Annotated in this window: 9 protein-coding genes; 7 read left to right on the top strand and 2 right to left on the bottom strand. The window is 63.4% G+C overall.

What is annotated here, in order from left to right:
- Positions 1–77: 77 nt before the first annotated feature.
- Positions 78–563, top strand: a complete 486-nt coding sequence (locus tag D0Y60_RS03045) for a heme-binding protein (protein WP_117366646.1) — start codon at positions 78–80, stop codon at positions 561–563.
- Between the two features lie 47 nt (positions 564–610).
- Here the strand turns inward: D0Y60_RS03045 and D0Y60_RS03040 are convergent, their stop codons facing one another.
- The gene (locus D0Y60_RS03040; protein ID WP_158565384.1) at positions 611–1342 is read right to left on the bottom strand and encodes a GntR family transcriptional regulator; all 732 of its coding nucleotides are present in this window, start codon (positions 1340–1342) and stop codon (positions 611–613) included.
- A gap of 335 nt (positions 1343–1677) precedes the next feature.
- Here D0Y60_RS03040 and D0Y60_RS03035 point away from each other — a divergent pair, with 335 nt between their 5' ends.
- A complete protein-coding gene (locus D0Y60_RS03035; RefSeq protein ID WP_245409071.1) occupies positions 1678–3132 on the top strand; it encodes an amidohydrolase family protein in 1455 nt (484 codons plus the stop codon).
- A 53-nt stretch (positions 3133–3185) separates the two neighbouring features.
- Here the strand turns inward: D0Y60_RS03035 and D0Y60_RS03030 are convergent, their stop codons facing one another.
- A complete protein-coding gene (locus D0Y60_RS03030; RefSeq protein WP_158565382.1) occupies positions 3186–5519 on the bottom strand; it encodes a pre-peptidase C-terminal domain-containing protein in 2334 nt (777 codons plus the stop codon).
- Between the two features lie 279 nt (positions 5520–5798).
- On the opposite strand from D0Y60_RS03030, the gene D0Y60_RS03025 reads away from it, so the two are divergent.
- The 5 genes from D0Y60_RS03025 (at position 5799) to D0Y60_RS03005 (ending at position 13334) form a co-directional block, all read left to right on the top strand.
- Positions 5799–6908 (top strand): histidine kinase, encoded by a 1110-nt coding sequence (locus D0Y60_RS03025; RefSeq protein WP_245409070.1) that lies wholly within the window; start codon positions 5799–5801, stop codon positions 6906–6908.
- A complete protein-coding gene (locus D0Y60_RS03020) occupies positions 6905–7684 on the top strand; it encodes a LytTR family DNA-binding domain-containing protein (protein ID WP_117366643.1) in 780 nt (259 codons plus the stop codon). The genes D0Y60_RS03025 and D0Y60_RS03020 overlap by 4 nt, the downstream gene beginning before the upstream one ends.
- A 55-nt stretch (positions 7685–7739) precedes the next feature.
- Entirely contained in the window at positions 7740–8732 is a 993-nt protein-coding gene (gene bcsN / locus D0Y60_RS03015; protein ID WP_117366642.1) for a cellulose biosynthesis protein BcsN, read from the top strand.
- An 85-nt stretch (positions 8733–8817) separates the two neighbouring features.
- Positions 8818–10989 (top strand): UDP-forming cellulose synthase catalytic subunit, encoded by a 2172-nt coding sequence (gene bcsA, locus D0Y60_RS03010; protein WP_117366641.1) that lies wholly within the window; start codon positions 8818–8820, stop codon positions 10987–10989.
- 2 nt (positions 10990–10991) lie between these two features.
- Positions 10992–13334, top strand: coding sequence for a cellulose biosynthesis cyclic di-GMP-binding regulatory protein BcsB (locus tag D0Y60_RS03005; protein WP_117366640.1), 2343 nt, complete (start codon positions 10992–10994; stop codon positions 13332–13334).
- The last annotated feature ends 52 nt before the right edge of the window (positions 13335–13386 follow it).

The following is a 13386-nucleotide window of genomic DNA, read 5'->3' as shown; positions in this document are numbered from 1 at the left end:
TACCGCAAAACGCGGAAATCTCCGAAAAGAGGACGTCGCCGCCAACGAGAACCGAGCGGCCCCAGATGGAGAACCCCATGAAGACGTTCGTAGCCGCTGCCTTTGCCGCCCTCACGCTTGCCGGCGCCGCCCAGGCCGAGATCCTCACCGAGCGCAACATGCCGCTCGATATCGCCGTTGAAGCTGCCGATGCCGCCGTGAAGGCCTGCGCTGCCAAGAAGTTCAACGTGACGGTTGCCGTCGTCGACCGTGCCGGCCTGACCCGTGTCGTCCTGCGCGCCGACCGCGCCGGCCCGCACACGCTCGACAGCGCCGTCCGCAAGGCCTACACCGCCGCTTCCTTCCGCACGCCGACCCAGAAGATCGCCGAAAACGTCGGCAAGAACCCGGCGGCTGCCGAGCTCGTTTCGATCGACAAGCTGCTGGTTCTCGCTGGCGGCGTTCCGGTCAAGGCCGGTGAGGAAACGATCGGCGCCATCGGCGTCGGCGGCGCTCCGAGCGGCGATATCGACGACGAATGCGCCCGCGCCGGCATCGACGCCGTCAGCGCCAAGCTGAAGTAATAAGACCTATAAAGCCCCGGTTTTCGCAAGGAGACCGGGGTTTTGTTTCAGGCCGACCGGAAAAGCGCGTTGAAATCGACGCGGGTCGGCTGTTCCTCGAGGTCGATCTGCGCCTCGATGTGGCGCAGGTGATGGTCCATCAGGCTCGCCGCGCGCTTGACGTCCCTGCGCTTCAGCGCATCGATGATCTCGGCATGTTCGCCATGGGAGCAGGGCACGGCGCCGGGGGATTCGTAGAGTGCGATGATCAGCGAGGTGCGCGAGACGAGTTCCTGCACGAAATCGCGCATCACCAGATTGCCGGCCATCCTGGCCAGTTCGAGGTGGAAATCGCCGGACAGCTGGACGCGGCGCTTCTTGTCGTTGCGCGCCACGGCGTCGGCCTCGTCTTCCACCATGCCGGCCAGCCGGCGAACGTTGTCTTCTGTCACCGTCAGCGCCAGCTTTTCGATCAGCAAACATTCGATGCCGCGCCGCGCTTCAAAGACCTGTCGCGCCTCCTCGATGGATGGCCGCGCCACGAAGGCGCCCTTGTTGGGGATCAGCTCGACCAGCTTCTCATGCGCGAGCCGTTGCAGCACCTTGCGGATAATGGTGCGCGACACGCCGAAGGCACCGGCCAGCGCATCCTCCTGCAACGGGGTCGCGGGGCGCAGTCGGTGATTGATGATGGCGCCGTAGATCTCGCCGTGGATATGCGCGTCGGTCGGGCCGGTCCGCTTTCTGGACCTCGTGGCCGTAGCGCGCAGGCCGGCCGTTGCTTTCGACGCCTGGTCCATCGTCTCTCCCCGATCGGCGGTCCTCCGCCCGACCGCTCCATCGCCATTGTCTTCATTCATTCCGCCGATAAAGTCCGGTGGAATGTGTCCGTGCGCCGAGCAATACAAGATCGCGGACATGGTCGGCAACATACCCCGCAGGCGCTCTCTGTCGAATCGCGGAAATTTGCCGATGTTCCGGTCTCGACTGGAGGATCTCGCGGTATAGGAATGCGCCGGCAGGAACGAAGGGCAAGCGCGTTCGCCCGAAGCTGCGTTGGAATATCGCTTGCATTCCGCCTGGGTCTCGCCGATGATTTTGTGTACAATAATTATTCTGTTTGTATGAAGGTGGAATGGGCGTGAATCAGCCGGATGTGCTTCTGCGCAACGTAACGGCGCTGACCGTCGACAAGGAGCGCCGTGTCATCGAAGGCGCCTGGATCGCCGTCGCGGGCGACCGCATCGTCGGGATTGGCTCGAAAGACGAGGCGCCGCCGGAAGGCGCGAAGGAGACCATCGACGGCACAGGCATGGTCGCCATGCCCGGCCTCATCGATTGCCATTCCCATGCCGGCCATGGTCTCATCCGCGCGGCCGGCTATGGCGATGTCGATCGCTGGACCGAGGTCTGCGAGGGCGTCTATGCCCAGGGTTCGACACCGGATTTCTGGCGGGCGGAAGCGCAGCTCACCATGCTGGAGCGGCTGATGGCCGGCGTGACGACGGGCATGACGTTGCTCGGCGGCGGCGCCGATATCATACGCACCGACGACCCGGCTTTCGGCGATGCCCATTGCGGCGCGACCGCCCAATCGGGACTGCGCACCATCCTCGCCGCCGGCCCCCGCCGTCCGCCGTTCCCGCGCAGCTTCCGACGGTTCGATGACGGGCAGGTGCGCGATGTCGCCGTCACATTCCAGCAGCAGCTCGATGTCAGCGAAGACCTCATCACACGCTGGAACGACGTGCTTGGCCGCGGCACCGGCGTGTGCCTGATGATGCCGGTCTATAATGCCAAGCACATCGAGGATCCCGCCGACCGCCGTGAGATCGCCGCCATGGGCGAGGCCGTCATGGCGTTGCGCGAGCGGCTGGGCGTGCTCTTCACGCAGGACGGCCATCGCGAGGGGTCGATCGCGCTGGCCCGTGATTTCGGGTTGCTCGGCCGCTTCGCGCTGCTCGGCCACAGCGTCGATCTGACGCCGGAGGATTTCGCGGCCCTGAAGGAGACTGGCGCCTCCATCATCCACAATCCGAGCGCCATCATGTCGATCTACGGGCGCTGTCCGGTGCCGGAACTGCTCGATGCCGGCATCAATGTCTGCATCGCCTCGGACGCGTCCGCGCCGGACCGCGGCTACGACATGTTCCGCCATATGACGCAGGCGATGCACTATCATCGCCGCCATTTCCGCGATCCCGCCTATCTGCCGCCGGGCAAGGCGATCGAGCTTGTGACGATCGATGCCGCCCGGGCGCTGGGGTTGGAACACGAGATCGGTTCGCTGGAAGTGGGCAAGAAGGCGGATATCGTGCTCGTCGACATGCGCAAGCCGCATCTCTACCCGCCGGGAATGCCGGTGCTGCGCATCGCGCATTTCGCCAATGCGGCCGATGTGGATACCGTTCTGGTGAATGGGAAGGTGCTGATGCGCGGTCGCAAGGTGGCGCATCTCGACACGGACGACATTCTGGAAACGGCGGCCGCCGAGCAGCGCAAGGCCTTCGAGCGGGCCGGGCTGGAAGACTGCCTTTCCGAGCCATCCGGCTATTGGCGCAACACCCGTTATGAGTCCGTTGCGCCCTGATGGAGAACGGGGCGGCCGAAGCCGCCCCGCCTTTTCTCATAGGATGTCCTGTCTTACAGGATGAAATCGCCCTTGACGAAGTCGATCGTCTTGTCGAGACGGACCGAGAAATCGGCGACGCCGTCGCCGTTGACGTCACCATAGAGAAAAGTGTCGCCGTCGCTGTTTACGTACCGAAGCTGGCCGGCCGATTTGGTGAAGGCCTTTTCGCCGATGAAGGTGAAGGCGTCGTTGGTGCTGGTCGACGAGCGTGCGTCGATGCCGGAAAGGTCGATCCGGTCGCCCTGGCTCTGCGAGAAGTCGTAGATCATGTCGCGGGCAGTCGTCGTGCTGTCCGCGGCGCTTTTGAAGACGAAGCGGTCGGCGCCTGCGCCGCCATAGAGCTTGTCGGCCCCGGCGGCACCATAGATCTGGTCGTTGCCGGCGCCACCGTTGATGATATTGGCGGCCCCGTTGCCTTCGAGCCGGTCGGCATAGGATGAACCGGTCAGGTTTTCGATTGCCGAATAGGTGTCGCCCTTGGCGTCGCCGGTGTTGGAGGTCGGCTTGGCGAAGCTTGCCACGACGCCCGCCTTGGCATCCGCATAGGAGGCGGTGTCGCTTCCGTTGCCGCCGTAGAGCCTATCCGCACCGGCACCGCCGATGAGAACGTCGTTTCCGTCTTCGCCATAAAGCTGATCGTTGCCGGCCCCGCCGGTGAGACGGTTTGCACCGCCGTTGCCTTGCAGCTTGTCGTTGAATGCCGAGCCGATGAGCCACTCGATGGAGGAATAGGCGTCGCCCTTTGCCTCGCCGGTATTCGTCGTGGGCTTGAGAAGGCTCGCAACGACGCCGCTGGTGGCGTTCTGGTAGGAGGCCGTGTCGGTGCCGCTGCCGCCATAGAGCTTATCTGCGCCCAGCCCGCCGTTCAGCACGTCATTGCCGCCGGCCCCATTGAGGATGTCGTTGCCTGCATAGCCGTAAATCGTGGTGTTGTTTTCGCCGCCCTTGATGGAGTCGGCGCCCGACGTCCCCTTCTGGACAGCCTCGTTCGAGATGGCGGTGAGGATGAAGTCGCCCTTGGTGGAGGACGAATAGCCGGCGACGTCGAGAAACACCTTGCCGGAGCTGGTGGCCTTGAATTCGATGAGCGCGGAGGCGTCTGCATCCGAGCTGATAACGTTGCCGTTCGCGTCACGCAGGATCAGTTTGAGGCCGCTTGCCGCCGCACTGCCGGTGCCGCTGGCCGAAAACGTGTAGGTGACGCCGGCCTTGGCGGTGAAACCATACCAGTCGCTGTCGGACTGCACGTCGATCTTGCCGCCGATCGTCCGGCCGGCCAGGATGCTGTGCGTCGTTTTGACATTGTTGAAGACGGTATCGAGGCTGGGGTTGGAGACGATGTATCGGCCGATATCGCTGCCGTTGTCCTTGACGTCGATGAAGTAGGTTCCGGAGGCGGTCGGCGTGAAGGTGACGATACCGGTCGCCGAGGAGTAGTTGGTCTCCCCCGCCACCCAGTTGCCGTTGGCGTCGCGCAGGAAGATATCGCCGTCGGGCAGGCCGCTGGTGCCGGTGCCCGTTACCGTAAAGGCATAGCTGATGCCGGCCTTGAGGCTGACTTTGAACCAGTCGGAATCACCGGCGACGTCGATGGCGCTCGTGATGCTCTTGCCCGTGGCGAGAACGGCTGTTGTCGTGATGTTGCGCTGGATCGTATCGGCACCTACCCAGCTGAGCTTGTAGTTCCCGATGTCGTTGCCGTTGTCCTTGACGTCGAGGAAATAGACCCCCGTGCGGCTTGATGCATAGGAGAAGGCATTGCTGCTGCTGCTGTAGTTCGTTTCCCCGGCCACCCAGTTGCCCTCGGCGTCACGCAGGAACAGGTCGGCATCCGGCATCGAGGCGCCGCTGCCGTCGCCCGAAACGACGAAACCATAGTCCAGGCCGGCCTTCAGGCTAATCTTGTACCAGTCGGAGTCGCCGGCGACATCCACCGTGCCCTTGACGGTCTGCCCCTGGGACAGGGTTGCCGTCGTGTTGACGTCGCGGCGGATCGTGTCATTGCCGAGCCAGGTAAGGACGTAGTTGCCGATGTCGCTGCCGTTATCCTTGACGCCGACGAAATAGGTACCGCCGGCAAGGGCCGAGAAGCTGATCGTTACCGTGCTGGAGGAATAGTTCGTCTCGCCTTCGAGGTAATTGCCGTTGGCATCGTAGAGATAGAGATCCGGATCGGGCATGGACGAGCCGGAACCGTCACCGGAAAGGCGGAAGCCGTAGTCGAGCCCCTCGGAAAACGCGGCCTTGTACCAGTCGGCATCGCCAGCGGTGGTCAGGCTGTTCTTGATGACCTGGCCGGTGCTGATCGTTGCGTTTGTAGATGTGTCGCCGGGAATGGTGGACATATAAACTCCTCGAAATCGATACATAATTCTGCATGGCCCCGGCAGGCACTAACACCTGTCCGTGGCAGCGGAACGACAAGGCCGTCGCGGAAAAGTCCTATTGGCCTCTGCCGGACGGCGAATCTCGGTCGCTCTCGCCGCGTCGGGGATAGAACACGGCCGCTACCTCCGATAGAGCGAATTTCTGCGAACGGCCTTGTTGCGGCGACGAGCGTCTATCGACAGGCGCGGCAATCGGCGGAATAGTCGGCACGAATGGTGACGCGCACGAGGAATGGAATGGCTGATCTGGCCGAGGCCGGGTATCCGGCGATGGCATATAAGGGTGCAGGGTGGAACGGGGTGGAGAAGGAGCGATGCAAGGCCATCCTGCGCCTTGCGGCGGCCTATTGGCTGGCGGTCTTCGTTTCGACGAGCGTGTTCTGGGGAATTGCCGGCACGGATCCGGTCGAGTCTGCGCCTGGCAAGCTTGCCTCGATCGCATTCGCATCGCTGCTAACGATCGGTATGACGATCCTCCTGAAGCATACGCTGTCCGGGCCGCTTTGGCGGCAGGCGACCGTCGCCTTCGTGTTGTCACTCGTCGCAGCACCCCTTTCGGCGGGCGCGGATTACCTCATCTATATTGTCTGCGCTTATCCTGAACCGGCGCCGTTCGATATGAAGGAGTTCACCTACAGCACCGTCTCGAGCATGGCGCTGTTCTTCGGCTGGTGCTGCCTCTCTCTCGTGCTTTCTTATAGCCTGGCGCTGGCGGAAGGCGAACGGCGTATGGCGGCTTTGCGCGAGGAGGCGCTGACGGCGCAGATGCGCGCGCTCGCCTATCAGGTCAACCCACACTTCCTGTTCAACACGCTCAATGCCATGGCGGGGCTCATCGAGGAGGGGGCGAACGCCCATGCCCGGGGAATGGTGCTCAAGCTCTCCGCCTTTCTGCGAAAGACGCTGACGCTGGACCCGACCCAGGATATTCCGCTCAAGGAAGAGCTTGCGCTGCAATCGGACTATCTTGCGGTGGAAAGCACGCGCTTCTCCGACCGGATGACGGTCTCCTTCTCCGTCGACGAGGGTATGAACGATATCCGCGTACCGCCGCTGATCCTTCAGCCGATCTTCGAAAACGCCGTCAAATACGGCGTCGGCGCGACGCGGGGAGCGGTGGAAATCGCGTTACGGGCCGAGCGACTTGGCGGTGCTTTGGTCATTTCGGTGGAGAACGACGCGCCGCAGGCCGAAGCCGGCGAGATGCCGGCGGGCATGGGCATCGGGTTGCGCAATGTCGCCGACCGCATCGCCACGCGTTTTTCCGGCGCCGCGTCGCTCTCCAGCGGCTACATCCGTCCCGGCCGCTTCGGTGTGCGCCTGCTCTTGCCGCTGGACCGTTCATGAGGATCGAACGCGACCTGACGGCCATCATCGTCGATGACGAGCCAATCGCGCGCCGGCGGCTTGCCCGTTTGATTGCCGCTATCGGCGGCGTACAGGTGGTTGCCGAGGCCCGCGATGGCTCCGATGCGGTGGAGGCCGCGCGGCGACATCGTCCGGACCTTTTGCTCTTGGATATCCGTATGCCGGGCGGCGATGGTTTCGACGTGGTCGATGCCCTGCGAGACGCGCCGCCGGCGATCGTCTTTGTTACCGCCTTCAGTCACTATGCACTTCCAGCCTTCGCTGCCAATGCCGTCGATTATCTGACGAAACCCGTGGAGGAGGAGCGGCTGGCCGCGGCACTCCTGCGCGTGCGCCAACGCCTCGAAACCCTTAACGCCGCCGAGCGGCTGGCGGAGATGACAGCGGCGTTCGATGCGCTTCGCCAGGCCATGCGCCAGGAGCAGGCGAGCCTGCCGCCGTTCTGGGTGCGCTCACGCGGGCGGCTGGTGCGGGTTTCGGCGGCGGGCGTCACCCGCATCGATGCCGAGCGAGACTATTCCCGGCTCTACGCCGACGGCGAAACCTATCTGCTCGACGAGGCGCTGGCCTCGCTCGAAAGCCGGCTGCCGGCCGACCAGTTCATCCGCGTCCACAGGTCCACGATCCTGCGCACGGAGGCCATCAGAGGCTTTCGGCGCGGCCGGCATGGCGCTTGGTCCGCGGAACTTCTCGACGGCAGCGAGGTCCGCATCGGCCGCAGCTATCTGTCTTGCATGAAGCTCCTCGCGCCTTAACATGTGGTGGGATCTGGGGATTCCTATTCTGTGTCGGCCGAAATATGAGTGAGTTATGGATGATTCGGCAGCGATTCGTTTTTCTGGCCGCGGCGGTGGCGTGTTTTGGATGAGCTCCCTGCTGGTGGCGCTGGGCGCAGCAGTGCTTGGCGGTTGTGCAGCAAAGCCGGGTGCGGGCGTCGCGACGTTGTCCTCGACGGTCCCGGCAGCAAGCGCTCTGGTGCTGCCTGCACCCGGTACGCTGTCTATCGTCAGTGTGATCCAGCGCCAATATACCAATGCGATCGAGCAACAGATCGCGCTGTCGACCTCCGCCTCGACGTCGGGTCAGAATTTCATCAGCATCCAGGCTTTCGGCCCAGCCGAAACCGTCGCGATGCCGGCCGGCGGACTGGCCTTCAAGCCGGTGCGTCATTCGGCGATCCAGGCGGAAATCCGTAGCTACGTGCCTGGCGGACGGCTGACGATATCAAGCAATTTCGTGCGCAATACCTACGGCCCCTTCGGTTATGCCTACGGTCCTGGCGCCGGCGACGACGGCTGCCTCTACGGCTGGCAGCAGATCCGCTCGGACGAGGCCGACCGCAACCTTCTGAACAGCTTCGGCATGCTGCAGATTCGCCTGCGCGTCTGTCAGGCCGGGGCAGGCGAGAAGGAACTGGTCGAGCTGATGTACGGCTATACCATCACCGGTGGATTTTCGGGTGCCACCTGGAACCCCTACGGCACCCCGGCGGCAGTCGATCCGGAGATCGGCGGGGGTAAGCCGCTGCGAGTGGCGATCGAAGAGCCACGGCGCGCCGTCGTCAGTGTCGAAACGGTCGAGAAGGCACCGGTCAGCAGGCGTGGCGCCGAAACCAGGCCCGTTGCCCGGCGCACCGAGCAGGTGGTCGCCAAGGACGTTGTGGCGAAAGATGTCGTGGTGGTGCCGTCGCCTTCCGGCGGCATGGCATCGACAACGACAATGACGGGGGTCGGAGACGATGCGATCGTGGTGCCTTCACCTGCCTGCGTTACAAGCGCATCGGGCTCCGCAACCTGTAACTGACAAAGCGACTGCCCGGTCTAATTTTTCCTTAATAGAATAGTGCATAAGGTCTGGGCTGGGACGCTATGATGGCGAAGGACGGCGCATGAGACATACTGGCACGATCATCCTGTGGGCGCTCGTCTCTGCCCTTGTGATCCTCGTCATCACGCTGCCGATCAATCTGCAGACCCAGTTGATCGCCAGTATCGCTGTTGTCACGCTCATGGCCATCATCAAGGTACTCAGGGCGGAAGGCATCTGGCGGCTGATCGCGCTCGCTTTCGGCACGGCCGTGGTGTTACGCTATGTCTACTGGCGCACGACGAGCACGCTGCCGCCACTCAACCAGCTGGAAAATTTCATTCCCGGCTTCCTGCTCTATCTCGCCGAGATGTACAGCGTCGTGATGCTGGCGCTCAGCCTCTTCGTCGTGGCGATGCCGCTGCCGCCACGCAAGGGCCGCAGGGCCGAGGAAGGGCGGTTACCCTCCGTTGACGTTTTCGTGCCGAGCTACAACGAGGACATAGGCCTTCTCGCCAACACGCTCGCCGCCGCCAAGGCGATGGACTATCCGGCCGACAAGCTGACGATCTGGCTGCTCGACGACGGCGGCACAGAGCAAAAACGCAACGCGGCCGCCGTGATCGAGGCGCAGACCGCCGAAGCGCGGCACCGTGAATTGCAGGACCTTTGCCGCGATCTCGGCGTCAACTACCTGACGCGCGCCCGCAACGAGCACGCCAAGGCCGGAAACATGAACAACGGCATGCAGCATTCGACGGGCGAGCTCATCGCCATCTTCGATGCTGACCATGCCCCGGCGCGCGATTTCCTGCGCGAGACGGTCGGCTTCTTCGCCGACGATCCCAAACTTTTCCTTGTCCAGACGCCGCACTTCTTCCTCAATCCGGATCCGCTTGAGCGCAACCTGCGTACGTTCGAGAAGATGCCGAGCGAGAACGAAATGTTCTATGGCATCATCCAGCGTGGCCTTGACAAGTGGAACGCATCCTTCTTCTGCGGCTCGGCCGCCGTGCTCCGGCGCACGGCGCTCAACGAGGCTGGCGGCTTTTCGGGGCTGTCGATCACCGAGGATTGCGAGACGGCGCTCTCGCTGCATTCGCGCGGCTGGAACAGCGTCTATGTCGACAAGCCACTGATCGCCGGCCTTCAGCCCGCCACCTTCGCCAGCTTCATCGGTCAGCGCAGCCGCTGGGCGCAGGGCATGATGCAGATCTTGCGGTTCCGGTTCCCGCTCTTCAAGGGTGGTCTCTCCGTGCCGCAGCGGCTTTGCTACATGTCGTCCATGCTGTTTTGGCTGTTCCCGTTCCCGCGCACGATCTTTCTCGTCGCGCCTCTCTTCTATCTCTTCTTCGATCTTGAAATCTTCACGGCTTCCGGCGGCGAGTTTTTGGGCTACACGCTCGCCTACATGCTCGTGAACCTGATGATGCAGAACTATCTCTATGGCTCGTTCCGCTGGCCATGGATTTCAGAACTCTACGAATATGTGCAGAGCGTGCACCTTTTGCCCGCTGTCGTCTCGGTCATGCTCAATCCGACCAAGCCGACTTTCAAGGTAACGGCGAAGGACGAGTCGATCAGCGTGTCGCGCCTGTCAGAGATCAGTCGGCCGTTCTTCGTCATTTTCGGCGTGCTGTTCATCGCCTTCCTTATGAGCGTCTACCGGTTCTATGCCGAACCTTACAAGGCAGACGTCACCTTCGTAGTCGGCGCTTGGAACCTGCTCAATTTGCTCATTGCCGGCTGTGCGCTCGGCGTGGTGTCCGAACGCAGCGAGCGGGCATCGAGCCGGCGCGTGACCGTCAAGCGGCGGTGTACCTTCGCTCTCGATGGCCGTGACTATCCCTCGACGCTCGAAAACGTGTCCGCCAACGGCGCGCGTGTGCAGGTCTTCGGGCTGGAGACCCAGGTCGAGGCGAATGCACGCGCCTATCTGCGCTTCACACCATCAGGCGCGACGGAGGAGGAAGCGCTGCCGGTGGAGGTACGCAATGTCGAAAGCCTCGGCAGCGTGCTGGCGGTCGGCTGCCGCTTCATGCCGGAGGTCGCGCGCCACCATTCGCTAGTCGCCGACCTGATCTTCGCCAACTCCAACCAATGGAGCGATTTCCAGGTTTCTCGCCGTTACAATCCCGGTCTTTTCCGCGGAACGCTCTGGTTCCTCGGCATCGCCGCCTACCAGACCAGTCGCGGCCTGATCTATTTCGTGCGCAGCTTCGGCGGCGAGCGCAAGAAGGAGAGCGCGTCGTGACAATGTCTCCGCAAAAGTCCGTGCTGTTCGGTCTTGCTTGTCTGCTCGCTGCATCGACGGCCTTCGCCCAGCAGGCGACGCTGCCCTTTGACATGTCGGGCGAGCGCGGCCCGACCACGGATATCAAGCCGGCCATTGTCGACAACACAACGCCGGCCGTCGAGACCAAGGTACCGGAAAAGGCGAGGGAGGTTTCCGATACGGCGACGCGGCGCTACATCATTCCGGCGACGGCGCTGATGCTCGAAGGCGAGGCGGCGAGCCGATCTTTCCCCGTTTATCTCACGCCGCAACAGGCAGCGGCTGCGACGTCGATCAGCCTTGGCTACTCCAACGCGGTCGTCGTGGCCCCTGAAGTCTCCAGTCTCACCGTCGTCGTCAATGACGTGACGGTCGGCGAAATGCCCGTGCAGTCGCCCGAGGGCATCAAGGACATGCGTTTCGACCTGCCGGCGGGTCTGCTGCGGCCCGGCGTCAACCGCGTGACGTTCAATGCTGTGCAACGACATCGCACCGATTGCACTATCCGCTCGACCTATGATCTGTGGACATCGCTTGACCCGGCGCGCACCTACCTGACGGTGCCGCGCGACACCAGTGGCCGCCTGCTGACAACCGACGATATAGCGGGCATCGGCGTCGGCCCGACCGGCAAGACCAGGTTCACCATGGTCGTGCCCGAGATGCGCCAGCCCGTCGCCACCAATGCGCTGATGCGCCTGAGCCAAGGCCTCGCCCTGATGGCGAAGATGCCCAACCAGACATTCGACGTGGTCGATGCCTTGCCTGCGACGGGTGGGGCAGGCGAGTTGCAGGTCATGGTTGGTACCGCGGCGGATCTCCTGCCTTTGCTGCCCGGCCTGCCGGCCTCCGCCGGTTCCTCGGCGATCGCGACCTTCGTCGATGCGCCTTCGGGTGACCATAAGATCTTCGTCGTCAGCGGACCGGACTGGCCGGCCATCGAAGGCGCGGTGGAGGGCATGGTGTCGCCTATCGATCGGCCACTCGGCGTGACGCGCGAGGCGCTCAGCGTTCGCCAGCGTAATGCCGCCGAAATGCCGCTGCTGGCGGGCGCGACGACTTTGAAGCTCGCCTCGCTCGGCGTGCGCACCGCCGAGTTCAGCGGTCGGCGCCTGCGCACCAGCTTCGATGTCGGCATTCCCTCCGATTTTTATGCCGGCGCCTATGGCGAGGCGACGCTGCTGCTCGACGCCGCCTATTCGGCGGAAGTGCTGCCGGGTAGCCATGTCGATATCTATGTCAACGGCAACATTGCCTCGACGGTGCCGATCACTAGCCGCAATGGCGGCATCTTCCGCCATCTGCCGATCCGCGTGACCATGCGGCACTTCCGGCCGGGGCCGAACCGCATCGATATCGAGACGGTGCTGATGACCGCCGCCGACAAGGTCTGCGCGCCCGGCGCCAGCGCGTCGGAGGAGCCGCGTTTCGCGCTCTTCGATACATCCGAATTCCGCATGCCGCGCTTTGCCCGCATCGCGCAGCTGCCGAACCTCGCCGCGCTCTCAGGCACCGGCTTTCCCTATTCGCGGGCGACCGATCCCATCGCGCTCTATCTTGACCGTCTCGATACCGACACGCTATCGACCAGCGCGACCTTCCTCGGCAAGATGGCCGTTTCGAGCGGCCGGGCATTGCAGGTGCGGCCGGAATCCTCGGCACTCGCGATCGGCGAGCGGGATGCCATTCTTTTCGGCACGATCTCTCAGCTTCCTCCCCTTGTGCTCGGCCAGACGCATATCGAGCCTGAAAGCGCTTCAAGCTGGGGCAGCGCGGGTGCGGGTCCAGGGCAAGACGCGACACAGGATGCGCTCAACGAATGGCAGTCGCGCGTGCGGGGTGGTTCCTGGAGGGGACAGATTTCAGCACTCGAAGCCTGGTTGCAGGAGACATTCGACATTTCGCTGTCTTCATTGCGCCTTCTGCCGGGTGAAGAGGCGCTGGTGGCGCCCGACGACGCGGCGCGTTTCCTCGTCGCGCAGGGCGACAGCCCTGAACGTACGGCCGTCTGGACCGTCGTTTCTGCCCCAACGGGAGCGGATCTTCGCGCTGGCATGGAGGCGGTGGCGCAGGACGATCGCTGGCAGCAATTCGACGGTTATATGACGCTTGAGAGCAAGGATGCCGACGCGCTTGATACGCGCGCCGTCAGCCGCACGCGATTCGTTGCGACCCAGCCGTGGACCTTTGCCAATGTCCGCCTGATCGCGGCTAACTGGCTGTCGTCGAATATCCTCGCCTATGCGCTGGTCTTTTGTGCGCTGTCGATCCTCCTGGGTATTGCGACGTCAGGGCTTTTGCGCCGTTTCGGTCGTCCGCTCTGACGAGACCCCGCAACACTGACCGGTGGTTGTTTACGGCCGGTTAACCCTATCG

Source organism: Shinella sp. WSJ-2, assembly GCF_003432075.1.
GTDB lineage: Bacteria > Pseudomonadota > Alphaproteobacteria > Rhizobiales > Rhizobiaceae > Shinella.
The sequence above is the reverse complement of the archived record's forward strand: the minus strand, read 5'-3'. Positions and strand labels throughout refer to the sequence as shown.